27 protein-coding genes, 1 tRNA gene and 1 riboswitch are annotated in these 24,433 nt (G+C 63.0%); of the genes, 14 read left to right on the forward strand and 14 right to left on the reverse strand.

Annotated elements, in window-relative coordinates:
- The first annotated feature begins 15 nt into the window (after positions 1-15).
- A complete protein-coding gene (locus tag QMO80_RS10110) occupies positions 16-477 on the forward strand; it encodes a carboxymuconolactone decarboxylase family protein (protein ID WP_283199921.1) in 462 nt (153 codons plus the stop codon).
- Positions 478-812: 335 nt separating this feature from the next.
- Here the strand turns inward: QMO80_RS10110 and QMO80_RS10115 are convergent, their stop codons facing one another.
- The 3 genes from QMO80_RS10115 to QMO80_RS10125 all read right to left on the reverse strand — a co-directional run bounded on the left by QMO80_RS10115 (position 813) and on the right by QMO80_RS10125 (position 3,120).
- The gene (locus QMO80_RS10115) at positions 813-947 is read right to left on the reverse strand and encodes a hypothetical protein (protein WP_281025588.1); all 135 of its coding nucleotides are present in this window, start codon (positions 945-947) and stop codon (positions 813-815) included.
- Between the two features lie 394 nt (positions 948-1,341).
- Positions 1,342-1,977, reverse strand: a complete 636-nt coding sequence (locus QMO80_RS10120; RefSeq protein ID WP_283199922.1) for a YitT family protein — start codon at positions 1,975-1,977, stop codon at positions 1,342-1,344.
- 210 nt (positions 1,978-2,187) lie between these two features.
- Positions 2,188-3,120 carry a class I SAM-dependent methyltransferase gene (locus QMO80_RS10125; protein WP_283199923.1) on the reverse strand — a complete coding sequence of 311 codons (933 nt, stop codon included), beginning with the start codon at positions 3,118-3,120 and terminating at the stop codon, positions 2,188-2,190.
- A gap of 141 nt (positions 3,121-3,261) precedes the next feature.
- Here QMO80_RS10125 and QMO80_RS10130 point away from each other — a divergent pair, with 141 nt between their 5' ends.
- From QMO80_RS10130 to QMO80_RS10140, 3 genes are read left to right on the forward strand one after another with little or no spacing between them, the layout of a single operon-like run.
- Positions 3,262-3,528: a DUF6460 domain-containing protein gene (locus QMO80_RS10130; RefSeq protein WP_283199924.1), complete on the forward strand. Its 267-nt coding sequence runs from the start codon at positions 3,262-3,264 to the stop codon at positions 3,526-3,528.
- A gap of 1 nt (position 3,529) precedes the next feature.
- Positions 3,530-4,027, forward strand: a complete 498-nt coding sequence (locus tag QMO80_RS10135; RefSeq protein WP_283199925.1) for a CAP domain-containing protein — start codon at positions 3,530-3,532, stop codon at positions 4,025-4,027.
- Between the two features lie 28 nt (positions 4,028-4,055).
- Positions 4,056-5,402, forward strand: a complete 1,347-nt coding sequence (locus tag QMO80_RS10140) for an MATE family efflux transporter (protein ID WP_283199926.1) — start codon at positions 4,056-4,058, stop codon at positions 5,400-5,402.
- Here the strand turns inward: QMO80_RS10140 and QMO80_RS10145 are convergent.
- Both QMO80_RS10145 and QMO80_RS10150 read right to left on the reverse strand, forming a co-directional pair.
- A complete protein-coding gene (locus tag QMO80_RS10145) occupies positions 5,378-6,466 on the reverse strand; it encodes a quinone-dependent dihydroorotate dehydrogenase (RefSeq protein WP_283199927.1) in 1,089 nt (362 codons plus the stop codon). The two genes, QMO80_RS10140 and QMO80_RS10145, sit on opposite strands and share 25 nt — an antisense overlap.
- Positions 6,463-6,816, reverse strand: coding sequence for a DUF952 domain-containing protein (locus QMO80_RS10150; protein WP_283200161.1), 354 nt, complete (start codon positions 6,814-6,816; stop codon positions 6,463-6,465). Before QMO80_RS10150 ends, QMO80_RS10145 begins: the two co-directional genes overlap by 4 nt.
- Positions 6,817-6,934: 118 nt before the next feature.
- Here QMO80_RS10150 and QMO80_RS10155 point away from each other — a divergent pair, with 118 nt between their 5' ends.
- The 5 genes from QMO80_RS10155 (at position 6,935) to QMO80_RS10175 (ending at position 10,103) form a co-directional block, all read left to right on the forward strand.
- Positions 6,935-7,333, forward strand: a complete 399-nt coding sequence (locus tag QMO80_RS10155; protein ID WP_283199928.1) for a hypothetical protein — start codon at positions 6,935-6,937, stop codon at positions 7,331-7,333.
- Between the two features lie 92 nt (positions 7,334-7,425).
- Complete coding sequence (locus QMO80_RS10160; RefSeq protein WP_049734385.1) at positions 7,426-8,073, forward strand: response regulator transcription factor; 648 nt, start codon at positions 7,426-7,428, stop codon at positions 8,071-8,073.
- Between the two features lie 113 nt (positions 8,074-8,186).
- Complete coding sequence (locus QMO80_RS10165) at positions 8,187-8,876, forward strand: helix-turn-helix transcriptional regulator (protein ID WP_283199929.1); 690 nt, start codon at positions 8,187-8,189, stop codon at positions 8,874-8,876.
- An 11-nt stretch (positions 8,877-8,887) separates the two neighbouring features.
- Entirely contained in the window at positions 8,888-9,607 is a 720-nt protein-coding gene (locus QMO80_RS10170) for a thermonuclease family protein (RefSeq protein WP_283199930.1), read from the forward strand.
- Between the two features lie 82 nt (positions 9,608-9,689).
- Positions 9,690-10,103, forward strand: coding sequence for a tellurite resistance TerB family protein (locus QMO80_RS10175; RefSeq protein WP_283199931.1), 414 nt, complete (start codon positions 9,690-9,692; stop codon positions 10,101-10,103).
- A 70-nt stretch (positions 10,104-10,173) separates the two neighbouring features.
- On the opposite strand, the gene QMO80_RS10180 is transcribed toward QMO80_RS10175, so the two are convergent.
- Positions 10,174-11,049, reverse strand: coding sequence for a transporter substrate-binding domain-containing protein (locus QMO80_RS10180; protein WP_283199932.1), 876 nt, complete (start codon positions 11,047-11,049; stop codon positions 10,174-10,176).
- A 526-nt stretch (positions 11,050-11,575) separates the two neighbouring features.
- Between QMO80_RS10180 and QMO80_RS10185 the strand changes: the two genes are divergently transcribed.
- Positions 11,576-13,585, forward strand: coding sequence for a methyl-accepting chemotaxis protein (locus QMO80_RS10185; protein WP_283199933.1), 2,010 nt, complete (start codon positions 11,576-11,578; stop codon positions 13,583-13,585).
- A 219-nt stretch (positions 13,586-13,804) separates the two neighbouring features.
- Here the strand turns inward: QMO80_RS10185 and QMO80_RS10190 are convergent, their stop codons facing one another.
- Positions 13,805-14,185, reverse strand: a complete 381-nt coding sequence (locus QMO80_RS10190) for a VOC family protein (RefSeq protein ID WP_283199934.1) — start codon at positions 14,183-14,185, stop codon at positions 13,805-13,807.
- A 360-nt stretch (positions 14,186-14,545) separates the two neighbouring features.
- Between QMO80_RS10190 and QMO80_RS10195 the strand changes: the two genes are divergently transcribed.
- Entirely contained in the window at positions 14,546-14,827 is a 282-nt protein-coding gene (locus QMO80_RS10195) for a hypothetical protein (protein ID WP_283199935.1), read from the forward strand.
- Between the two features lie 11 nt (positions 14,828-14,838).
- Here the strand turns inward: QMO80_RS10195 and QMO80_RS10200 are convergent.
- Both QMO80_RS10200 and QMO80_RS10205 read right to left on the reverse strand, forming a co-directional pair.
- Positions 14,839-14,912, reverse strand: a tRNA-Gly gene (locus QMO80_RS10200).
- A gap of 59 nt (positions 14,913-14,971) precedes the next feature.
- Entirely contained in the window at positions 14,972-16,066 is a 1,095-nt protein-coding gene (locus QMO80_RS10205; RefSeq protein ID WP_283199936.1) for a 2'-deoxycytidine 5'-triphosphate deaminase, read from the reverse strand.
- A 74-nt stretch (positions 16,067-16,140) separates the two neighbouring features.
- A riboswitch (SAM riboswitch) is annotated at positions 16,141-16,219 on the forward strand.
- Positions 16,220-16,261: 42 nt separating this feature from the next.
- Here QMO80_RS10205 and QMO80_RS10210 point away from each other — a divergent pair.
- Positions 16,262-17,446 (forward strand): O-succinylhomoserine sulfhydrylase, encoded by a 1,185-nt coding sequence (locus tag QMO80_RS10210; protein WP_283199937.1) that lies wholly within the window; start codon positions 16,262-16,264, stop codon positions 17,444-17,446.
- Between the two features lie 196 nt (positions 17,447-17,642).
- The gene (apaG, locus tag QMO80_RS10215; RefSeq protein WP_283200162.1) at positions 17,643-18,035 is read left to right on the forward strand and encodes a Co2+/Mg2+ efflux protein ApaG; all 393 of its coding nucleotides are present in this window, start codon (positions 17,643-17,645) and stop codon (positions 18,033-18,035) included.
- A gap of 76 nt (positions 18,036-18,111) precedes the next feature.
- On the opposite strand, the gene QMO80_RS10220 is transcribed toward apaG, so the two are convergent.
- From QMO80_RS10220 to QMO80_RS10240, 5 genes are all read right to left on the reverse strand, one after another.
- Positions 18,112-18,597 carry a hypothetical protein gene (locus tag QMO80_RS10220; RefSeq protein WP_283199938.1) on the reverse strand — a complete coding sequence of 162 codons (486 nt, stop codon included), beginning with the start codon at positions 18,595-18,597 and terminating at the stop codon, positions 18,112-18,114.
- A gap of 67 nt (positions 18,598-18,664) precedes the next feature.
- Complete coding sequence (locus tag QMO80_RS10225; RefSeq protein WP_283197540.1) at positions 18,665-19,861, reverse strand: IS256 family transposase; 1,197 nt, start codon at positions 19,859-19,861, stop codon at positions 18,665-18,667.
- A gap of 320 nt (positions 19,862-20,181) precedes the next feature.
- Entirely contained in the window at positions 20,182-21,174 is a 993-nt protein-coding gene (locus QMO80_RS10230) for an Hsp33 family molecular chaperone (RefSeq protein ID WP_283199939.1), read from the reverse strand.
- 88 nt (positions 21,175-21,262) lie between these two features.
- Positions 21,263-22,177 (reverse strand): ornithine carbamoyltransferase, encoded by a 915-nt coding sequence (gene argF, locus QMO80_RS10235; RefSeq protein ID WP_064836337.1) that lies wholly within the window; start codon positions 22,175-22,177, stop codon positions 21,263-21,265.
- A 36-nt stretch (positions 22,178-22,213) separates the two neighbouring features.
- Positions 22,214-23,413: an aspartate aminotransferase family protein gene (locus QMO80_RS10240; RefSeq protein WP_283199940.1), complete on the reverse strand. Its 1,200-nt coding sequence runs from the start codon at positions 23,411-23,413 to the stop codon at positions 22,214-22,216.
- A gap of 425 nt (positions 23,414-23,838) precedes the next feature.
- Here QMO80_RS10240 and QMO80_RS10245 point away from each other — a divergent pair, with 425 nt between their 5' ends.
- Complete coding sequence (locus tag QMO80_RS10245) at positions 23,839-24,372, forward strand: GcrA family cell cycle regulator (protein WP_071084806.1); 534 nt, start codon at positions 23,839-23,841, stop codon at positions 24,370-24,372.
- Positions 24,373-24,433: the final 61 nt, after the last annotated feature.

Here is a 24,433-nt window from a genome sequence, read left to right on the forward strand (position 1 = left end):
TCAAAGGAGAAAGACATGCAACCGCGTTTCAATTTCGCCAAAGCCGCCCCCGATGCCTACAAGGCGGTCGCCGCACTCGAGCAATATGTCCAGACCAGCGGGCTGGAGCGCCGCTTCATCCACCTGATCAAACTGCGCGCCTCGCAGATCAACGGCTGCGCCTATTGCGTCGACATGCATGTGAAGGAAGCCCGCCATGACGGGCTCAGCGAGCAGTGGATCAACCTGATGTGCGTCTGGCGGGAATCGCCGATCTATGACGCCCGCGAACGCGCGCTGCTCGGCTGGGTCGATGCGGTGACCAACCTTGCCAAGTCAGGCGCACCGGATGCCGATTATGAGGCGCTGAAGGCGCATTTCTCCGAGGAGGAAATGACCAAGATCACCGTGGCGATCGGCGCGATCAACATCTGGAACCGTCTTGCCGTCGGCTTCCGCTCGCAGCATCCGATCGATGCGGCGGTGAAAGCGGCTTGAGGCCGTCGAGGCCACACGGCACCGCGTAGAACCAGGAAGTGTGACGTGTCATCCGCTGCATCGACGGCGAGTTTGGCAAAACAGGCCCCCACTCTCCGTCATCCCAGGCCTTGAGCCTGGGATCCATGGCCCCGTCTGACGGCGGCCGGCGTGGATCCTCGGGTCAAGCCCGAGGATGACGGAGTGTGGGGTGGTTTGTGGCGCAGGACAGCGAGGAATCGGGGCGGGGTAGCGATTTTTACGTGGGGCTTCACAGATCTATCTGCCCTACGGGCGCCTTTATGATGGCATCCCCAACAACCGACCCGATAAATTCGGGTCGGTTGAATATACGGTCACTCGTAATTCGGAGTGGCTCTCACGGCAACGGCGTCAGGCGATGAGCCCGAAAGGTCGATGCTGTTGAAGAGGTCGCGGACGACTTTCGCGATTTCCTCTGCGGAAGCGCCCTTGGCGTATTCTTCCTGCATGCGGCGTCTCACAAGCTTTTCCAAATCTGACATAACTCACCTCATCAAATCCGGCGCAGGAAGAAGTATCGCGCCGGGACTGGTCACAGGCAAGTTACGTTTTGTTTAGAATGGGTTACGGATTTGTAATGTCAGAGCTTGGCGTGTGTCGCGGGCCCTGAGAGAACTGCCATTTATCCGGTTCGGGCAGGGCGATTAGCGATGGCGTGCCGTGTGGTTTGCCCCTCACCCTAACCCTCTCCCCGTAAAACGGGGAGAGGGGACGTGCCCTACGAGATGTGTGCGAGGGACGGAGAGGTTGCGGCCATCCTCCTTCGCCCCGTTTACGGGGAGAAGGTGCCGGCAGGCGGATGAGGGGCAAATCACACGCGGATACGGGGCTTGGGACACCACCCTACAGCGCAATGTACCTGTCGGCGCGGTGGTTGATGGCGACGAAGAGGTTGAGGACGACGGCGCCGAGGACGGAATAGAAGACGGTGGGCGGCGTGGTGACGAGGAAAGCGGCGGCGAGGACGCAGAGGTCGATGGCGAGCTGGACGAGGCCGGCGCGGATGCCGAAGCGCTCCTGCAGATAGACGCCGAGAATGCCGACGCCGCCGAGGCTGGCGCGGTGGCGATAGAGCGCCAGCGCCCCGAAGCCGAGCAGCAGGCCGCCAAGAAGGGCCGCCCAGGCCGGATGGATGCTGGAAATGGAGAAGAAGCGCGACTGCACATCAGATAGCACCGAGGTCAGGCCGATGGCGATGAAGGTCTTGATGGTGAAAGCCATGCCGAGTCGCTTCCACGACAGCCAGAAGAACGGCAGGTTGAGCAGGAAGAAGGCAAGGCCGAAATTGACGCCGAAAGCATAATGCAGAAGGAAGGCCACACCGGCGGTGCTGCCTGTCAGAAGCCCGGCGCTGGCGAGTACGTAGAGGCCAAGGGCCGCGACGAGGCTGCCGGAGAAGATGCCCTGCACGTCTTCGGCCGGGGCATGGCGCGTGGCGCTGGTATTCCAGAAGCCGAGGGCATTGATGAGCTGTGTCATGTCGCCAGTCTCCAACAGCAGACGCGTTCGGGAACACGCCCGGGAAAAACCGGACGCGGTGGATTTTCGAATGTGAAATGAACAGGATCGCCCGGCGTCTTATCGCCGCGCTCTCTGCGGATATCCGCGCAATATCAGTCTTTTCGTGCGCCGATCAAGCGGAATAGGTAAGCAATGCTGTCCTATTTAAAAATCGCAAGAAACATTCGCTCAGGCCGGCTTGCGCGTAAGGAACAGAATGCCGGCAACCGGTTTGCCGCCATCTTTGCGAATGACCGTCTTGACGATGTCGAGAATTTCGAAGCCGTGGCGGGCAAGCAGCATCTTCACATAGGCTTCCGAATGGGCATACCGCAGCGACGGCGCCAGGTGGAAACCCCCGCTGTCGCCTGCATCCTCGACGGAAAAGGCGATGTCGGCGCCTGATGCGGCGAGGTCTTCGATGATGGCAAAGACGCTTTCGAGATTGCCGAGATACATCAGTACGTCGGCTGCCGTCACCAGGTCGGCGCGATGGCGCGCGGCATCGGAAAACAGGCCGGAGAGATCTGGCGCAAGCGAGAGATCGGCCTGGGCGAGGTGATCATACACCCCCTTCTCGGCGGCTTTGGCCAGCATGTTCTGCGAGAGGTCGAAGCCTTCGAGGCGGTCGACGCCGGCGCGTATTTCCGGGCCGAGCAGGCCGGTGCCGCAGCCGAGATCGACGGCGCATGCGTAATGCCTGCCGGTGGAAGCGACGAGGGCTGCGAGCTTTTGCGGGACGGTGTAGTCGAGTTTTTCGACGAGCGCCGATTCGAAACGGTCGGCATAGTCGTCGAACAGGCGCTCGACATAGCGGCTCGGCGGCCGGTCGGGTGTCGCGGCGTCGCCGAGAAGGGCAAGCTTGAGGGCAGCGCCGAAAATGTCTTCAGGATCGAGGGCAAGCGTGTTGCGATAGGCTTCGATCGCGGCTTCGCCCCTGCCCGCCTTTTCGCGATAGCTGGCAAGGCGATACCAGCCGGCCGCCCAGCCGGGCACGAGTTCGAGGGCCTGCTCCATCAGCTCGGCCGCGGCTTCCGGCTCGCCGCCCTCGTCGAGCATGCGGGCATAATCGGCGCGGCGGTCGGCAATGACGTCGCCTGAGGAAAGCTGGTGGGGCTGCATAATTAGACCTTGGTTTGCCCGCATTTGGCGGCGGCCACAAAAAAACTCAAGTCCTATTTCAGAGGCGAAGCGGCCAATTCCGGAAAGGGCTTGCGGGCAGAACGCGGCAACCTTATTCCAAGGGCAAACAGGAGATGGCGCATGTCCGATCAGGTGAACAGGTTCCTCGGCGATTCCTTCGCCCGCACAGTGATAAAGCTTGTCGTCGTGTCGCTGATCGTCGGTTTCGTCATGACCGTCTTCGGCCTGACGCCGTGGAACATCATCTATGGATTCCGGGATTTCATCCTGGAAATCTGGCATCGGGGTTTTTCGGCGCTCGGGCGCGTCGGCGACTATCTCCTGCTCGGGGCGACGATCGTCATCCCGCTCTTCGTCATCCTTCGCCTTTTCAGCTATCGCCGGTAACATGACATCGATCGACCTTTCCAGGCGCAGCCTGCTCATCCTTTCCGGACTTTCGCTTGCCGCCGGCATTGCCGGCTGCACCACCACCCCGCGCCTTGCCGGCACGCCCTCGAACGGCGAGGACGAGACGGCGAGCGTGCTGCCGCTCGTCAACCAGCTGCGGGCGAAGAACGGCCTGCCGCCGCTTAGCTCCGATCCGGCGGCGAGCACGGCCGCGCTCTTCCAGGCCAAACGCATGGCGAGCGCGGGCAAGATGGCGCATCTGATGGGGCTGACCGACAGTTTCGGCGCCCGCGTCAAGGCGAGCGGCGTGCGGCTGCCGGCGGCTGAGAATATCGCCTCCGGCCAGCAGAGCGTCGATGCGGTGGTGACCGCCTGGATCAACTCGCCGCATCATCTGGAAAACATGCTCGGGCGTTATGACGGCCTCGGCGTCGCCGTCGCCCATAATGCATCTTCCCGCAACCTGCCCTATTGGGCCATGGTGCTTTCCAGCTGAGGCGATTCGGCCTCGAGATCAGGCCGTCATGGACACGCGCGGTAACGACAACAGGTTCGCTTTCGAGGTGACGCACCGGCTGGTGCTGTCGATCGCAATACCGATGACGCTCGGCTTCATGACGACGCCGATGCTCGGGCTGACGAATACTGCCGTCGTCGGTCATATGGGCGACCCGCAAGCGCTGGCGGGACTGGCGATCGGCGCCATGCTGTTCGATCTCATCCTGGGCAGTTTCAACTTCCTGCGCGCCTCGACCACCGGGCTGACGGCGCAGGCCTACGGCCGGCGCGATCAGCACGAGCAGCAGGCGGTCTTCTCCCGGGCGATGATTTCGGCGCTCGGCAGCGGGCTGGCGCTGCTCTGTCTTTCGCCGCTGCTGATGGCGGCCGGCTTGCGGCTGATGGGCGCGCACGGAGCGATCGCGGAGGCGACCAGCACCTATTTCTCGATCCGCATCCTCGCCGCGCCGGCAGCGCTCGCCAATTACGCCATCCTCGGCTTCGTGCTCGGGCGCGGACAAGGCAAGATCGGGCTGCTGCTGCAGGCGATCATCAACGGCATCAACATCCTGCTGTCGATCTATCTCGGCCTGACGCTCGGCTGGGGCGTGGCCGGCGTCGCCTGGGGAACGATGGCCGGCGAGACGGCCGGCGCGCTCACCGGGCTGTTCATCGTGCTCAGCGGCTTTGCCAAGGCCGATCGGCCGGCATGGGCGGAGATCTTTTCGCGGCACCGGCTGGCGGAGCTTTTCGCGCTCAACCGCGACATCCTGATCCGCACCTTCGTGCTGATCGGCGCCTTCACCATCATGACGCGGATCGGCACCAGCTTCGGCGCGGTGACGCTTGCCGCCAATGCGGTGCTGATGAATTTCGTGCTGCTCTCCAGCTATTATCTCGACGGGCTGGCCAATGCCGCCGAGCAGATCACCGGCCGGGCGGTCGGCGCGCGCTACCGGCCGGCCTTCGACCGCGGGCTGAAGCTGACGATCCTGTGGTCCTTCGGACTGGCGGCGATCGTTTCCGCCTTCTTCTTCCTCGCCGGATCCTGGCTGATCTCGGTGCTGACGACTTCGCCCGAGGTGCGGCAGGCGGCAGCAACCTATCTGCCCTGGGCGGCGGTGACCGGGCTGACCGGCGCGCTCGCCTTCCTGATGGACGGGGTCTTCATCGGCGCCACATGGTCGGCCGAGATGCGCAACCGGATGCTGATGTCCTTTGCCGGCTATCTCCTGATGCTCGCCATCTTCGTGCCGCTCTTTAACAATCACGGCCTGTGGCTTGCGATGAACGCCTTCCTGCTCTTCCGCGGCTTTTTCCTCGCAGTGCTGGTCAAGCCGCGCGCCGATCAGACTTTTCGCGCTGCCCAGTAATCGAGCCTGCTGTCGCGCAGCTCGCGGATCGAGCCGGCCTTTTCGCGATCCAACAGTTTCGAGAGGCCGCGAACGATATCGCCGGGCAGGCCCGGGCCTTCATAGACCATGCAGGAATAGAGCTGGACGAGATCGGCGCCCGCCCTGATCTTCTCCAGCGCGGTTTCGGCCGAGGAAACGCCGCCGACGCCGATGATCGGCAGCGCGGGGCCGACGCGCTTGCGCATCCTGGCAAGCACCGCCGTCGATTTTTCGAACAGCGGCACGCCGGAGAGGCCACCCGCCTCCTTCGCCTGGCGCTGATCCTTGAGGCCGTCGCGCGACAGCGTGGTGTTGGAGACCATCAGCCCATCCAGCGCATGCGACAGCGCTTCCGCCGCGATATCGTCCATGCCTTCCTCGGTCAGATCGGGGGCGATCTTCAGGAAGACCGGCACCTTGCGGCCTGAGGTCGCCGCCATTTCGTCGCGCGCCGCCAGCACTGATGACAGCAGTGCGGCAAGGCTTTCGCGCGCCTGCAGGTCGCGCAGACCAGGCGTGTTCGGCGAGGAGATGTTGGCGGTGAAGTAACGCGCGACCGAATGGAAGCGGCGGATGCCGGCGACGTAGTCGGCGATGCGATCCTCGCTGTCCTTGTTGGCGCCGATATTGACGCCGACCATGCCCTTGCCGCTCAGCGCCGCAAGGCGCGCGAAAGCAGCCTCATGGCCTTCATTGTTGAAGCCGAGGCGGTTGATGACCGCCTCATCCTCGACCAGCCGGAAGATGCGCGGGCGCGGATTGCCGGATTGCGGCTTCGGTGTCACCGTGCCGATCTCGGTAAAACCGAAACCGAGCTTCAACAGCGCCTCCGGCACCTCGGCATTCTTATCGTAGCCTGCCGCCATGCCGAGCGGATTTTCGAAGGTGAGGCCGGCGACGGTCTGGCTGAGGCGCGGATCGGGCGTGATCTGGCAGGCCGGCACCAGGCCGGATTTCAGCGCCGCGATCGACATGCCGTGCGCCGTCTCAGGATCGAACAGGAAGAGACCCTTGCGGGCGAGACGCTTGAAGGGATCGATCATGGCTGCAGCTCCGGAAAGACATGGGCGCCGGTCTCGTCGAGCGGCAACGGCGCTTCCCAGCGCACGGCCGCCAGCGGCAGGTCGGCATAGAGATGCGGGAAGAGATCGCCGCCGCGCGAGGCTTCGAACACCAGCTTGTCGCCGAAGCCCCCGCCATCGACGGCAATCAGCAACAGGCCGGCCTGGCCGGCAAAATGCAGCGCCGCGGTCTGCTTGACCTGGCCTGCCGTCGAGAAATGGATGAAACCATCCTTGAGATCGATGCCGGCGCCATGAAAAATGCCGGTTTGTCTGGCTTGCTGCCAGAGCGTTTCCGTCACGATCTTGTAAAGGGTCGGTGTCACGCTCATCATGGCCTCGCCATTGCTGGTCCTCGATCACCAGCGCTTTGCCGGAAAGAGGCGGCGATGTCCACGCCCCGGCAGTTAAAAACAGAGCTACCACAGGCAAAATCAGGAGGATGAGACGATGAAGATTTCGGTTCTGACACTTGGCGTTCTTCTCCTGCCGCTTGGCGCCGCGGCGGCCGAGGCCGATGCAAGCCGGTTCCAGCTGGAAAGGAGCGGCGACCATTTCGTCCGGCTCGACCGGCAGACCGGGGCGATGTCGATCTGCCAGGACAAGGACGGCGCCCTCGTCTGCCGGATGGCGGCCGACGAGCGGGCGGCCTATGAGGACGAACTCGACCGGCTTTCCGAGCGGGTGACGAAGCTGGAACAGGGCGGCCTCATCCAGCGGGCGCTGCCGAGCGATGCCGAGGTCGACCGGTCGATCAGCATTATGGAAAAGATGATGAAGAGTTTCATGGGGATGGTGAAGGAGTTTCAGACCGAGGAAAACGCCAATCCCCTTCCGCAGAAGACCTGATCTGATATAGTCGCATTACTAGGCATGCATGAGAACGCCGAGGGGACGGCGGCGCATGCGGGCACGATCGGGCTCTTGGGAGGGAGTTTTCGATGCAGGAACAGACCATCATCATTGCGGACGATCATCCGCTGTTCCGCGATGCGTTGCGCCAGGCCGTCATCGGCATGGAAGGCCGCCAAGCGATCGTCGAGGCCGGCGATTTCGCGGCCGCCCGCAAGGCGGCAGGCGCCCATGCGGAGGCCGACCTGATGCTGCTCGACCTCGCCATGCCCGGCGTCAGCGGCTTTTCCGGCCTGATGGCGCTGCGCTCGGAATTCGCCAGCCTGCCGATCATCATCGTCTCGGCAACCGACGACGCGACGACGATCCGCCGGGCGCTGGAACTCGGCGCCTCCGGCTTCATTTCCAAATCCGCCGGCATCGACGACATTCGCCGCAGCATCCAGACGGTGCTTGCCGGCGATATCGCCACGCCGGAAAACTACCGCGACGGCCAGGAACAGGATCCCGATGTCGCCGACCTGATCCACCGCCTGCATACGCTGACGCCGCAGCAGAGCCGGGTGCTGACCATGCTCGGCGAAGGGCTTTTGAACAAGCAGATCGCCTATGAGCTCGGCGTCTCCGAGGCGACGATCAAGGCGCATGTCTCGGCGATCCTCTTGAAACTCGACGTCGACAGCCGGACGCAGGCGGTCATCCAGCTCGGCAAGATCAACATGGCGATGGTTGCCTGAAGCGCTTGCGATAACAGGACTTTATTCCTCCCTTGCCTTTACTCGGGCGGCACGGTCGGCTAATATTCCGGCCGGCTGACGCGCGGATGAGCCGCGCACGGAATCGGGCGCCTATGCTGTCACACGACCAGATCTGGGGAGCGATCGACAGGCTTGCCGAGCGGCACGAGCTGACGCCATCCGGTCTTGCGCGGCGCGCCGGGCTCGACCCCACCTCCTTCAACAAATCGAAACGGCTTTCCGCCGACGGGCGGCTGCGCTGGCCTTCGACGGAATCGATCGCCAAGGTGCTCGACGCCACAGGGGCGAGCGTCGAGCAATTCCTTGCCTTCCTGCAACCGGATGCCGGTTTTTCCAGGAAGCCGGCCGGGCAGCTGGCCGGGCAGCCCGACGGCGCGGTTTCGCCGGAAGGCAGCTCTATTCCGCTGCTCGGCTTTGCCCAGGCCGGCGCCGGCGGCTTCTTCGACGATGGCGGTTTTCCGGCCGGCCAGGGCTGGGACGTGGTGGAATTCCCGGTGGCCCCGTCGCAGAAATCAGCCGTCTATGCGCTGGAGGTGCAGGGCGAGAGCATGATGCCGCTCTACCGCGACGGCGATGTGCTGATCGTCGAGCCCGGCGCGCAGGTGCGCCGCAACGACCGCGTCGTGGTGCGCACATGCGCGGGCGAGGTGATGGCCAAGGTGCTGCTGCGCCAAAGCCCGCGCTCGATCGAGCTGATGTCGCTCAATCCCGAACATCCCAACCGCACCCTCGAGCTGTCCGATGTCGATTGGATCGCCCGCATCATCTGGGCCAGCCAATAGGAAGATATTCCATGCGCCCTGCCGCCGTCTTCACAGGTCTCATAGGGATGGCGGTGGTGGCCGGTCTGCTGATGGCTGGGGAAGCAAGGCTGCGGGGCGGCACGGCCGGGGACGAGACCATGTCTGCCGAGGAGACGGCGACTGCTGTGGATCCTGCCGCTACCGCCGGCGAACCGGCTGTGATTTCGGACGACCGTGCCGAAGTGCTCGCCCAATCTGCGGAATCGGCGGCGCAACCGCCGGCGCCGCCCTCCCCGGGACCTGCCGACGGCACGGCGCCCCAACCCGCAGAGAGCGAGCCGCGGACCGAGACGGCCGCCGGACAGCCGGCAAGTCCCGCCGTGAAAAAGCCGATGGAGCTGGCGCGGCCGGCAGTCGAAAATGCCGGCCTTCTCTCCTTCGGCGAGCGCAAGCTGCAGCTTGCCGGCGTGGTGCCGACGCCGGCCGACCGGATATGCGGGCCGGCTGGCCGGCAATGGCCCTGCGGCATGATGGCCAAGACCGCGCTGCGCCAGCTGTTGCGCAACCGCAGCATTGCCTGCGATCTTGATGCGGCCGAATGGAAGGAAACGGCGACCGCCGCCTGCCGGCTCGGCACGCAGGATCTCGGCACATGGCTTGCCGAAAACGGCTGGGCCGAGGCAGAGGCGGGTTCGCCGCTTGTGTCAGCCGCAGAAAAGGCCAGGCAGGCGGGAAAGGGTCTTTACGGCGAGGATCCGCGCCGGAGATGACCGGCGGCCTTGACAGGGAGCCGATCCCTTGCAATGCCGGCTGCCAATTCCCACTCTGGGCTGATCGAAAAAGGAATCAGAGATGAACAAGCCGCTTTCCGCCCATGATGCGCTGATCTACGTGATGGTGATGGCCTCAGCCGTCGACAGCACGATGAACGACCGGGAGATGACGAGGATCGGCCAACTGATCGGATTCCTGCCGGTTTTCAAGGATTTCGATGATGACAGGCTGATATCGATCGCACGCGACTGCGCCTCGCTGCTGGCAGGGCCTGAGGGCCTCGACGTCGTTCTCGAAACCGTGCGCGACACCCTGCCGGCAAAACTCTACGACACGGCCTATGCGCTGGCCGTCGAGGTGGCCTCCGCCGATCTCTCCGTGAAAGCCGAGGAACTGCGGCTGCTCAGCTTGCTGCGCGACCGGCTCGGCCTCGACAAGCTCACCTGCGCGGCGATCGAGCGCAGCGCGATTGCCCGCTTCCGCAAGGGCTGACCTTCAAGAACGCTCTGTTTTATGCATGTCGTTATCCAAAACCGCTGCACCGTTTTGGGCGACATGCACGTCAGTAAAGCCCGTAGGGAAAATAGCGCAGATAGATTTCCTGGAGACGGCCGTTGCGCGACAGCGTGGCGAGCGCGTGGTCGATCGCTGCCGTCAGCACGCTGTCCTTCTGCCGCAGCATGATCGTCATGCCCTCGCCGAGGAAATGCTCGGAAAGATAGGGACCGTCGAACAGGGCGCAGCATTTGACCGAGGCCGGCGAGGAGACCCAGAAGGAAAGCTGCAGCGCATCGGCAAAGGCGGCATCGACCTTGCGCTCCTTCAGCGCCGCAAGCAGGGCATCCTTGGTGTCGAAGGCTTGGGCCTTGATCGCCGGGAAGAAGGCGGCCAGCATCGCCTCGTGCACCGTGCCCTTGACCACGCCGACCGGATGATTGGAAAGCGCGGCAGCCGTCTTGCCGTCGAACGGCACGGCGAGATTGCGCACGAAGCGGGCCGGCAGCATCAGATACGGCCGGGAGAAAACGAACCGCCGGCGCAGCTCCGGCGTCACGGCAAGACCGGCGATCACGGCATCGCCCTGCGAGGCGGCGAGCGCATCCTTGAGGTCGGCAAAGGGGATCGCCTGAATCTGGCACTTGTCCGAAATCTCCAGCTCGCTGCAGATTTCGCGAGCGAGATCGACGTTGAAACCGGAAAGCTTGCCGTTCTGATCGGTGAAATTGAACGGCGGAAAATCGACCGAGGTCAGGAAGCGCAAGCGGACCAGCGAGGAGAGATCGGGCTTCGCCAGGCGCTCGCGGGCGTCGAAAAGCAGCGGCAACGACGGTGCTGCCTGCTGGGCGGAGGCGGCAAGGCCGGAGAACAATGCGCCCAGAAACAGGCCGAACGCGAGAAGAGCCCTCAGAATCGGAAATGCCTGTTTGGATTCGATCATCGTGGTCTCGGAGTTAAGCGCGAAGCGTTGCCGCGAGATGTAACAGAGTCAGGCCGGACGGGGAATATCCATGGGACGGATCGTGCGCATCCGCCCCTCATCCGCCTGCCGGCACCTTCTCCCCGTTTTACGGGGAGAAGGGGATTTGCCGCGACCTCTCCGTCCCTCGCTAACGTCCCGCGGGGCACGTCCCCTCGCCCCGTTTTTACGGGGGTCCGAAGGACGGGGCGAGACCAGCGGCTCGACCCCGGTTGGGTTAGGGTGAGGGGCAGCCAGCCTTCGGTGCGGTGGCAACCGTGGCCCTCCTTATCCCCAAAAATCACCGCGGCGCCGCCCGGCCGTTAGCGCGGAATTAAAGAATATCGCCTCTATTTGTGACGACGACACGGACCCGCCGGCCGATTGCATGATGCATGCGTCAATCCCGCAATAATCCCTGAGCCGCGACACCGACGCAGCGCTCCGTTTGCAACAATTGATTTCAAAGAACCGGGCATCGACGCCCGGTCAACCGGGTGACATTTCCATGTTGAAGCATCTGAAAATTCGCACGAAAATCATATCGGTCGTGGCGCTGCTCGGGCTGATCACGATGGCCGGGGTGGTCTATGTCATCGCCGAGTTCCGCCATGCGGATGCCGCCTACAGCGCCTTCATCGATCATGAAGCGCTGGCCTCGATGCAGAGCGCGCGCGCCAGCGCCTCGGTGGTGGCCTCGGTGCTGCAGGTGAGCCTGCTTGCCGACATGAAGCCCGATACGCCGGCGTTCCAGACGACGCTCGCCACGCCGAGCAAGCTGCCGCAGGCCCGTGACCGGATGAAGGAGGCGCTGGCGCTGGTGCCGAGCCGCAAGCCGGCGATCGACGAAATCCAGGCCGGCATCGACGAGATCGAAACGCTGGCGAACAAGATCATCGAGCAGAGCAAAGCCAAGGACAGCGCCGGGGCGCTTGCCAATGTTGCCCTGATCAATGCCAAGCTCAATGCGCTGACGCCGAAGATGATCGCCAACAATGATGCGATGATGGCGATGCTCAACGACGGCGGCGACGCGCTCTCGGCTTCGGTCAACGGGCGGATCGTCTTCTGCCTCATTCTGATCGGCATCGCCGTTCTCGGCGCCATCGGCTTCAGCGTCGTGGTGGCCCAGATGGGCATTGCCGGCCCGATGACGCGGCTCAACCTGCGCATGACGCGGCTTGCCGAGGGCGATACCGCAAGCGATGTCGGCGGGCTCGACCGCGGCGACGAAGTCGGCCAGATGGCGAAGGCCGTCTCGATCTTCCGCGACAACGCGATCGAACGTGCCCGGATCGAGGCGCGCGCCGAAGCCGACCGCAGCCTCGGCGACGGCGAGCGCCGCGAACGCGAGGCGCAGCGGACGCGTGAGGCATCCGAACTCGAAGGCGCGGTGACCGCGCTCGGCGACGGCCTACGCCGCCTTGCCGCCGGCGACCTCGCCTCGCATATCGACCAGCCCTTCGTCGCCCATCTCGATGCGCTGCGCGAGGATTTCAACAATTCGGTCGAGAAGCTCAACGAGGCCCTGCATACGGTCGGCGCCAATGCCCGGGCGATCGGCGCCGGCGCCAACGAGATCCGGTCTTCCGCAGACGAGCTCTCCCGGCGGACGGAACAGCAGTCGGCCTCCGTCGAAGAGACGGCGGCAGCACTGGAGGAGATCACCACGACGGTGCGCGACGCCGCCAAGCGTGCCGAGGAGGCGAGCCAGCTCGTCGCCCGCACCCGCCTCGGCGCCGAAAAATCCGGCGAGATCGTCCGCAAGGCCGTCTCCGCCATGCAGCAGATCGAAAAGTCCTCGGGCGAGATCTCCAACATCATCGGCGTCATCGACGACATCGCCTTCCAGACCAATCTTCTGGCCTTGAATGCCGGCGTCGAAGCCGCGCGCGCCGGCGAAGCCGGCAAGGGTTTTGCGGTCGTCGCCCAGGAAGTGCGCGAGCTTGCCCAGCGCTCGGCCAAGGCGGCAAAGGAAATCAAGGACCTGATCACCAATTCCGGCACACATGTGCAGACCGGCGTCTCGCTGGTCGGCGAAACCGGCAAGGCGCTCGATTCGATCGTCCAGGAAGTTCAGGAAATCAACCAGCACGTCCACGCCATCGCCGAAGCCTCGCGCGAACAGTCGATCGGGCTGCAGGAGATCAACACCGCCGTCAACACCATGGACCAGGGCACGCAGCAGAACGCGGCGATGGTCGAGCAGTCCACGGCCGCCAGCCACAGCCTCGCCACGGAAGCGGCAGCGCTGAACAGCCTGCTCGGCCAATTCAGGCTGACCGGCACCGGCAGCGCTGCCGCCGCCGCCCCGATCGCCTCGACCCGGCCGTCGGCCACAGCCCCCCGCGCCGCCGCGCGCCCAGTCGCCAAGGCACCCGCAATCCGCGTCGCCCGGGAAGGTGCGGCCCGCCCGACCGCCTCGCCCGCCCGCGCCCTCGGCCAGACCCTCGCCAACGCCTTCGGCGCAACCAACAGCGCGCCGAAAGGCCAGGATGGAGACTGGACGGAGTTCTGAGGTAACAATACCCTCAGCGTTCGGCGCCTGCCCCTCATCCGGCTGCCGCCACCTTCTCCCCGCTTGCGGGGCGAAGGGGGGTGTGCCGCGACCTCTCCTTTCCTCGCCAAAGTCTCGCAGGGCACGTCCCCTCTCCCCGTTTTACGGGGAGAGGTTTAGGGTGAGGGGCAGCCAACTCGGGCGCAAGCCGAAGTCCATCCTCTTCTCTCAAGCTTCCCCCTAACCCGGCCGCCAACCCACCTCGACGAGGATATTCCCCGGCGCCGTGCAATAAAACAGCCAGCCGCCGCGCATGGCGGCCGGCGGGCCGGAGAGTGCCGCGCCGGCGGCGACGAGCCCGGCATGGACCGCATCGACATCCGCCCTTTCGGGCAGGATGAAACCGATATGATAGGTCTGTCGCCCTATCTCCACCTGATCGGCGGTGCCGAACTTGGCGACGGCGTGGCTGAGGACGATTTCGAGGCCGGCATCGTCCTCCAGGATCGCCAGGCCGTGGTTGCCGCGCATATCCTTCAGCGTCAGGCCGAAATGGCGGATGAAGAAATCCGCCGTTTTAGCAATATCGGGTATGTGAAAATCGAGATGGTTCAGGCGCATGACAGTCTCCGTTCAAAAAAATCCCGGGACTGCCTTTTGCCGTCTCCGCACGCCGCCGGGATCCCGCATCTGATGCGGATCACGTCGCGGGTTCTCGTGCCATAGGCCACGGAGCAGAGCTTCTTGAGAGCGCTGATGACGCTCCGACGGAAGGGATCGGGCTTACCTCAACCGATCCTGCCTTTTTCGACCATGCCGATCTAGCAGACGGCGCAGGTTTCGGCAATGGAAGCGCTGACGCGATCACGCCTTTCCAAGCGGTGCTTCTCGAAGGATTGCAACTGGCCATGCCGTTTGCATGATGCGCCTGCGCCAACAGAGAGTAAGATCGCATCGCTCGGCGCATCGGAAGGGATGGACATGAAACCCGCACTCATCGGCCTGATCGGCATCCTCATTCTCAGCGGGTGCAACAGCGTTTCCTATTATGGCGGCCCCGGCCTGGAACCGATCCCGGGAAGCATCACCTATAATGGCCAGCCACGCAGCAAGCTCACCAAATCACCTGTCGGTTCGGCCTTCCCGCATGATTTCATCGACCAATACGGCCAGCAGGTGGAGGAAACCTACATCATCCAGCCCGATCGCAGCCTGATCATCGCGCATCGGAGATACAAGCCGATCCGGTTCTTTGGGGATTAGAAGAAGGCAGCTGGAGCGGGTGAAGGGAATCGAACCCTCGTATTCAGCTTGGGAAGCTGCTGCTCTACCATTGAGCTACACCCGCGATGCGCTGAGATTTCCAACAGATGGGGGCCGCTGTCAAGTCGCGTCGAGTGCTGCCTGTCAGATGCGGAAGTGCTTCGAGAGTTTGAGGCCCTGGGCCTGGTAGTTGGAGCCGAGGCCGGAGCCGTAGAGGCTGGTCGGTTTTTCCTGCATGTGTTCGTAGACCAGCCGGCCGACGATCTGGCCGTCTTCTAGGATGAAGGGTACTTCGTGGCTGCGCACTTCGAGCACGGCGCGGCTGCCGCGGCCGCCGGCCGGCGCGTGGCCGAAGCCGGGGTCGAAGAAGCCGGCATAATGGACGCGGAATTCGCCGACCAGCGGGTCGAAGGGGGTCATCTCGGCGGCATAATCCGGCGGCACGTGCACGGCCTCGCGCGAGACGAGGATATAGAACTCGTCGGGATCGAGGATCAGTTCGTTGCGGCCGCGGCTATAGAGCGGTTCCCAGAAATCGAAGATATCGTGCTGATCTTTCTCGTCGACATCGACGACGGCGGTGTGGTGCTTGCCGCGATAACCGATCAGGCCGTCCTTGTCTCCGCTGAGATCGATCGACAGCGCGATGCCGCCGCCGGATACGTTCGGCTGTTTGCTGGCAACCAGCGTCTCGCTTTCATGCAGCTTCAACAGTTCCGGCTCGCCGAGCAGCGAATGGCCGACGCGGAAGCGGATCTGCGACAGGCGCGAGCCGCGGCGCACGACGATCGGGAAGGTGCGCGGGCTTATTTCCAGATAGAGCGGGCCGGCATAGCCCGCCGGGATCTTGTCGAATTCCTGGGCGTAATCGGTGATGACGCGGGTAAAGATATCGAGGCGGCCGGTCGAGCTCTTCGGGTTGGCCGAGGCGGACATGTCGGCCGGCAGTGCCAAGCTCTCCATCAGCGGCACGATGTAGACGCAGCCGGTTTCGAGCACCGCGCCTTCGGAAAGATCGATCACATGCAGGCTCAGCCGGTCGAGCTTGTCCGAGACCAGATGCGAGGGGCCGGGCATGAAGGAGGCGCGCACCCGAAAAGCCTTGGCGCCCAAGCGCAGGTCGAGGCTTGCCGGCTGGATCTGGTCGCGGTCCAGCTCCCGTTCGGAGATCAGACGCCCCGTTTCGAACAGCGCCGAGATCGCGCGGTCCGCCAGAATTCCCGTTTCACGAGCCATCATGCCTCATCCATCATTTTGCCGCCGACAAAACCAAATACGGGGAATTGACGCAAGCCGCCAACAGCAGTATTGCAGAATTATCCCGTGGTGATTTGGCCGGTCGGCTTGCAGCCACGTTAAACAAGTGGCTAAAAAGACCGGGTTGAAACCGGTCTGCTTTTGCGGCCGGTTTTTTTGTTATGTGAAGGTGATGGCATGAGCAAGACCTGGCGCCCGGCAACCCAACTCGTCCACGGCGGAACCTTGCGTTCGCAATATGGCGAGACGTCCGAGGCAATCTATCTCACGCAGGGCTTCGTCTATGACACGTCGGAAGCGGCCGAAGCCCGCTTCAAGGGCGAGACGGACGGCTACATCTACGCCCGCTACGGCAGCCCGACCAACGACATGTTCGAAAAGCGCATGTGCATGCTCGAAGGCGCCGAAGACGCCCGCGCCACCGCTTCCGGCATGGCGGCCGTCAGCGCGGCCATCCTCTGCCAGGTCAAAGCCGGTGACCATATCGTTGCCGCGCGCGCCCTCTTCGGCTCCTGCCGCTGGGTGGTGGAAACATTGGCGCCGAAATACGGCGTCGAATGCACGCTGGTTGACGGCCGGGATCTTGCCAACTGGGAAAAGGCGATCCGGCCGAACACCAAAGTGTTCTTCCTGGAAAGCCCGACCAACCCGACGCTCGAGGTGGTCGATATCGCAGGCGTCGCCAAGCTTGCCAACCAGATCGGCGCCAAGGTGGTCGTCGACAATGTCTTTGCGACGCCGCTCTTCCAGAAGCCGCTGGAACTCGGCGCCCATATCGTCGTCTATTCCGCCACCAAGCATATCGACGGCCAGGGCCGGTGCCTCGGCGGCGTCGTTCTGGCCGACAAGGCGTGGATCGACGAGAACCTGCACGACTATTTCCGCCATACCGGCCCGGCCATGTCGCCGTTCAATGCCTGGACGCTGCTGAAGGGCATCGAGACGCTGCCGCTGCGCGTCAGGCAGCAGACGCAGAATGCGGCGAAGATCGCCGATTTCCTGGCCGAGCAAGGCAAGGTCGCCAAAGTGATCTATCCCGGCCGCAAGGACCATCCGCAGGCCGATATCATCGCCAAGCAGATGACCGGCGGCTCGACCCTCGTCGCTTTCGAGCTGAAGGGCGGCAAGGAGGCGGCCTTCGCGCTGCAGAACGCGCTCGAGATCATCAAGATTTCCAACAATCTCGGCGACAGCAAGAGCCTGATCACCCATCCGGCGACGACGACCCACAAGAACCTGTCGGAGGAGGCGCGCGCCGAACTCGGCATTTCCCCGGGCACCGTCCGCCTTTCGGCCGGCATCGAGGATACCGACGACCTGATCGAGGATTTCACCAAGGCGCTTGCCAAGGTTTCGGCCTGATCACACCAATGGCGGCCGGACCTCGTTTGGGGTTCGGCCGTGCCGGCGTTCGGAAGTGAAATTAACGCTGACAATTAGGCTTAACGATCGAAACACCTTCGATCATGACCGTTTTATTCACGATCATCGTTCCGTTTCTTGACGGACAGGCCCTCTTATAAGATACGGGTAACATATCTTGACTAAGGTGCAAGGCATGTATCGCGCCCTCACAAAAGATATCGAAGTCGTCGTCGAGCCATTTTATCTGGAGGAGCAATCCGATCCGGACGACGATCGTTACGTCTGGGGTTACCGGATTGTCATCAGCAACAATTCCGGCATCGCCGTGCGCCTGGTCAACCGCTACTGGAACATCACCGACCAGAACGGCGTGGTGGACGAGGTGACCGGCCCCGGCGTCGTCGGCGAACAGCCGCGGCTCAGCCCCGGCGACACCTACGAATATTCCTCCGGCTGCCCGCTCGACACGCCCTCCGGCCTGATGTTCGGCCATTACCAGATGGAGACGGATGAAGGCGAAATGTTCGATGTCGACATCCCTGCCTTCTCGCTGGATTCACCGGGGCTGCTGCGCGTGCTCAACTGACGGGTTGCTTTGTCAATTCGAACACGAACGCCGTGCTTGCCGCATGGGTCCTCGGGCTTGCCCAGTCATCAATCTGCTAAAGGTCAAAAGGATCCGAGGCCTGGGTGCCTGGCTTTGCTTCGAACGGATCTTTTGATTGTGGCGGCGCCGGCTGTTTCATGACCGCATCGTTTACCGCCTTTTGGCAGGCGAGCAACTCATCCGCTGCCCTCTCGGAATCTTTCAGACCGAGGGCAACAATCTCTTTTCCGTTAAAGCGGGCGCGGAAACTCAGTTTACCAGAGAACTCCTCAATCAAGTCGGCATCGTCGGTATCGATCCACAATGATTTGAGGCCGTCGAGATCCAGGCCTCTCGCATCAGCCGTCCATTGAGTCTGGTCTAACGAGAGTTCGATGGGATAATGCTTACCTTTCTCCAAGGATTTCCAGTTCGGATTTCCGAGCAGAATGTACAGAGGTTTGTCCTTTTTTCGGAAATTGAAGCCAAGACGAAAAATGGTGTCGTCATCAAAGGACGTCAGAACAAAACAGCCATTGTCTAAAGTCGGGTCGACGGCCACGGGATCGTGTCCCAGGGAGTGGTGTAGCTTAGACGGCCACGGCTCATCCCAGAGGGCCGGATGAGTGTCAGCTTGCTGCTGGCAGGCTGATGAGTGGATCATCGCTCATCGTAGCGATTGTCTCAAGGGTCATATAGCGAGATCGCTGGACGGCCCATTCATCATTCTGTTCGAGCAGCAGCGCACCGACCAGGCGCACGATGGCGTCGTCGTTGGGGAAGATGCCGACGACCTCTGTCCGCCGCTTGATCTCGCCGTTCAATCGCTCAATCGGGTTGGTCGAGTGAAGTTTGGCCCAATGCTGCTTGGGAAAGGTCATGTAGGCGAGTACGTCTTGCTCAGCGTTGTCCATCAAACTGGCAAGCTTCGGGACCTTTGGCCTGATCTGGTCGGCGACGTTGCGCCACTGAGTGCTTGCCGCCTCCGGCGTGTCTTGAGCGAAGGCCGTGGCAATGAAGGCGGAGACGACGCGCCGTCCGCTCTTTCCAGCATGGGCCAAAGCATTGCGCATGAAGTGGACCCTGCAGCGCTGCCAGGTGGCGCAGAGCACCTTCGATACTGCGGCTTTGATGCCCTCATGGGCATCGGAGACGACGAGCTTGACGCCACGCAGACCCCGCCTGGTCAGCTTGCGCAGGAATTCCGTCCAGATCGCCTCGGCCTCGGACGTGCCGATCTCCATGCCGAGCACTTCGCGTCGGCCGTCGGTGTTGACGCCGACGGCGATGATGACTGCAACAGAGACGATGCGCCCGCCACGCCGGACCTTCAGGTAGGTAGCATCGATCCACAGATAGGGCCATTCGCCCTCGATAGGCCGGTCGAGAAAGGCCTTCACCTTCTCGTCGATCTCCTCGCACAGCCGGGAGACCTGGCTCTTGGAAATGCCCGACATGCCCATCGCCTTGACGAGGTCATCAACCGAGCGGGTCGAAACGCCCTGGATATAGGCCTCCTGAATAACCGCCGTCAGAGCCTTCTCGGCCATACGGCGTGGTTCAAGGAAGCTCGGGAAATAGCTGCCGGTACGAAGCTTGGGAATGCGCAGCTCGACGGTGCCCGCCCGCGTCTCCCAGTCTCGGTCGCGGTAGCCGTTGCGCTGGGCAAGTCGAAAGCCATTCTTCTCGCCATAGCCCGCACCGGTCTTCGTGCCGACTTCCAGCGCCATCAGTTTCTCGGCAGCAAAGCCGATCATCTCGCGCAGCAAATCGGCGTCAGCGCTCTTCTCAACGAGTGAGCGTAGGTTCATCATGTCGTCGGTCATCGGTGGAGTCCTTCAGGTTGGCTCTAAGCAACCCGACCCTACCGGAAATCACCGATGGCTATGAAATCCAGCTACACCACTCCCTGGGACACGATCGGCCACGGTCCAGCCCCCGACCTCTTTCCATTGGATTGCCTTATCATCAGCCAAGCCAATTTGTGGCATCGCAGCCATGAATGCGACTACGAAATAAAAAATGCGCATGAAGTCCCATCCCCGAACCAGTTGGATAAATGGTGCACAGTGACTACCAAAAGTCGAGTCACCGTGCTGCATCATCGCTAATCTTTTGTATTTGTTCTGTGCGTGCTCAACCGAGCCTACTCAGCCGGCTGAAGTTCGACCGGCTCGAAGCGGTAGGTGGTCGAGCAGAATTCGCAGGTGACGGCGATCTCGCCGTTTTCCTGGCTGGCCTCGATCTCCTCGGCCGTGAAGCCCTTCAGCACGCCCTTGATCTTGTCGCGCGAACAGCTGCAGCGGTCGAAAACGGCGCGCGGTTCGTAGACGCGCACGCCGCGTTCGTGGAACAGGCGAAACAGCAGCCGCTCGGTGCCGACAAGCGGGTCGGTGAGTTCATCGGCGTCGATGGTCTCGACCAGCGAGCGCGCTTCGGTCCACGCGTCGTCCTCGCCATGCGGGCGGTCGCCGTTATCGCCGTCGCCGCCGTGGAGGTCGGGGTGGCGCATGCGCTCCGGCGCCTCAGGCAGGAACTGGGCGACAAGGCCGCCGGCCCGCCAGCGGTGGCGCGGCTTGCCGGCCTCGTCGCGATCGAGCAGTTCGGCGGCGGCCAGCCGCACGCGCGTCGGGATCTGCTCCGACTGGCGAAAATAGACGCCGGCAATCTCCTCCAGCGAGGTGCCGTCGAGCGCGACGATGCCCTGGTAGGGCTGGCCGAACTTGCCTTGGTCGATGGTGAAGGCGAGCACGCCCCGGCCGAGCAATTGCTCCGGCTCGGTTTCCCCAGCTTCAATGGCCTTGTTGAGCAGCGCCTGGTCGAAACGGGCATAGGCGCGGACATTTTCCGGCGTCGAGAAATCGGCGACGAGAAGATCGACCGGGCCATCGCCCTTGGTCTGCACGGTGAACTTGCCGTCGAACTTCAGCGATGTGCCGAGCAGCACCGTCAGCACCACGACTTCGGCAAGCAGCCGGGCGACGGGTGCGGGATAATGATGGCGCTCGAGGATGGCGTCGAGCATCGGGCCGAGCTGGACGGCGCGGCCGCGCACATCCAGACCCTCCACCTGAAAGGGGACGACATGGTCATCGCCGGCGAAATCGAACTGGCCGAGGGCGGCTGCAGCTTCTGCCATGGATTCACTCCTAGTTTTCAAGCGAAAGGACAGGGTGCCCTTCGCTCGCGCGGCCGCGCGTTGTTCACACGCGGCGTCCGATTATGGTTCAGATCGCGCCCAGGCACCAAGCAAGAATCGACTTCTGCGCATGAAGACGGTTTTCCGCCTCATCGAAGACCACGGATTGCGGGCCGTCGATCACCTCATCCGTCACTTCCTCACCGCGATGCGCGGGCAGGCAATGCATGAACAATGCATCGCTGCCGGCCTTCGCCATCAAGGCCGCGTTGACCTGGTAAGGCTGGAAGACGTTGTGACCCCGGGCCCGATGTTCCTGATTCATGGAGACCCAGGTATCGGTCACCACGCAATCGACGCCTTCGACCGCACGGTCGGCATCATGGCAAAGCATGATTTCGGCGCCCTCATTGCGGGCCCAGTTCAGATAGTGATCCTTGGGCTCAGAACCAAGGGGCACGGCCATGTTCATGCGGTAGCCGAAACGCGCGGCACCCTCGACCAGCGAATGCAGCACATTGTTGCCGTCGCCGGTCCAGGCGATGGTCTTGCCCTTGATCGGGCCGCGATGCTCTTCGAAGGTCATGATATCGGCCATGATCTGGCAGGGATGGGTATCATCCGTCAGCGCATTGATGACAGGCACCGTCGCATGCTCGGCAAGCTCCTGGAGCCTGGAATGCTCGGTGGTGCGGATCATGATCGCATCGACATAACGCGACAGCACCTTGGCGGTGTCGCCGATCGTCTCGGCGCGGCCGAGCTGCATCTCAGTGCCTGATAGAAACAGCGTTTCGCCGCCGAGCTGGCGCATGCCGACGTCGAAGGAGACGCGGGTGCGCGTCGACGGCTTTTCGAAGATCATCGCCAGCATCTTGCCGGCGAGCGGCTTGTCGCCCTTGCCAGCCTTGAAGGCCTGCTTGCGGGCGAGCGCATCGTTCATGATGGTTCTGAGGTCGGCCGAGGTGACGGCCGATAGATCGAGGAAATGTTTAGGAGCCATGTTCTTACCTGTCGTGCGCCCGCGGGCGCAATCCTTTCAAGCCGTCTTCTTGACCTTGGAGGCGCGGATGCTCTCGGCGGCGCGCTCGATGCGGGCAAGGCCCTCGCGGGCTTCCTCGGCGGTGACGACGAGGGGCGGGAGAAGGCGGATGACGTTGTCGCCGGCGGGCACGCCGAGCAGATGCGCGGCGCGGATCGCCTGCAGCAGTTCGGCCGAGGGAATAGCAGCCTTGACGCCGAGCAGCAGCCCCTCGCCTCGGATATCCTCGATCACATCGGGATACCGATCCTTCAGCGAGGCCAGCCCCTGACGGAAAACGAGGGCGACGTCACGCACCTGCTGGAGGAAGCCATCGGCTAGGATGATGTCGAGCACGGCGCCGCCGACGGCCATGGCCAGCGGATTGCCGCCATAGGTCGAGCCGTGCGTGCCGGCCTTCATGCCCGAGGCGGCCTCCGAAGTGGCCAGGCAGGCGCCGAGCGGGAAACCGCCGCCGATGCCCTTGGCGACCGCCATGATGTCGGGGGTGACGCCCGACCACTCATGGGCGAAAAGCTTGCCGGTGCGGCCGACGCCGGTCTGGACCTCGTCGAGGATCAGCAGCAGGCCGTTTTCGTCGCAGATCTGTCGCAGCGCCCTCATGAATTCGGGGGTGGCGGGGCGCACACCGCCCTCGCCCTGCACCGGCTCGATGAGGATTGCCGCGGTGGCGTCGGTGATGGCGGCCCGGACCGCGTCGATGTCGCCGAATGCCACCTGATCGAAGCCCGGCGCCTTGGGGCCGAAGCCTTCGAGATATTTCTCCTGGCCGCCGGCGGCGATCGTCGCCAGCGTGCGCCCATGGAAGGCGCCTTCGAAGGTGATGATATGGAAGCGCTCGGGATGGCCCTTGGAAAACTGATAGCGGCGCGCCGTCTTGATCGCGCATTCGAGCGCCTCGGCGCCCGAATTGGTGAAGAACACCTTGTCGGCGAAGGTCGCGTCCGTCAGCCGCTTGGCCAGGCGTTCCTGGCCGGGGATCTCATAGATGTTGGAGAGGTGCCAGACCTTGTCGGCCTGTTCCTTCAAGGCGCCGACCACGTGCGGGTTGCTGTGGCCGACCGAGGTGACGGCAACACCGGCGCCGAAATCGAGATAACGCTCGCCGCCTTCGGTGATCAGCCATACGCCCTCGCCTCGCTCGAACCGCAGCGGGGCACGAGAATAGGTGTCATAAAGCGGCGCGGCTTCGGCCATGGCGCGGGTCTCCCGATCAGCGTTATCTAGCAACGGACTCCGGCTAAGAAAACCAGGCCCGAAAAATCAAAAATGCCGCCTTGCGGCGGCCAGCGGTACTATTTCCTTTTCGCGCTGCAATGTCAACAAAACTGCGGCCTTAGCGCATGCAGCAAGCTTGTGCAGCGGTGTTTTCGACCTTCAACAGGCAATATTGCAGAAATGACACGCCGGGGCAGCAAGTTGGGGAAAACTCCGAATTCGATTCATCCGGATTCATGCGACTCTTGTCACGGAGTCAGGCTCACACTAGGTTAAAGTTCAATTACTAGACTGCATGCGGCGGAACTAGTCACCAAAATTGATCAGGCGTTTCTTGTTTCGGAGGCTTCCGGGACAACGGTGAGGGATTCTGCCATCACCAACGCGAAAGGTGGAGACAGGGCATGAACTGGACAGACGAGCGGGTCGAGAAACTCAAGAAGCTTTGGGCCGAAGGACTGAGCGCCAGCCAGATCGCGGCACAACTTGGCGGTGTCAGCAGAAACGCTGTGATCGGCAAGGTACACAGGCTGAGCCTTCCCGGCCGCGCCAAGGCCGGCGGCACGGCCGCCACGGCGCGGACGCCGAAACGCAATACATCTGCGCCGCGCGCGCCGAACTACGCCTCCCGGATCGCCACCCGCACCGTCACCCGCCAGCAGGGCGCGACGATGCTGAAGGAAGAGATCGAGATCGAAACGGTCGAGGAAATGGAATACGTGCCGAAGGGCAACGTGGTCGTGCCGATCTCGCGCCGCCTCGGCCTGACGGAACTGACCGAACGCACCTGCAAATGGCCGGTCGGCGATCCGCTGAAGGACGACTTCCACTTCTGCGGCTGCGAGTCCCCTGATAATTCGCCCTATTGCAGCTATCACCAGAAACTCGCCTACCAGCCAATCAACGAACGCCGCCGGGCGGCAGCGCGGGCCAGCTGAGCGGGTAAGGCATTGCCGGAATACGAAAACGGGCTGAAAAGCCCGTTTTTTTGTGTGAGTG

This window comes from Rhizobium sp. BT03 (genome assembly GCF_030053155.1).
Taxonomy (GTDB): Bacteria; Pseudomonadota; Alphaproteobacteria; order Rhizobiales; family Rhizobiaceae; genus Rhizobium.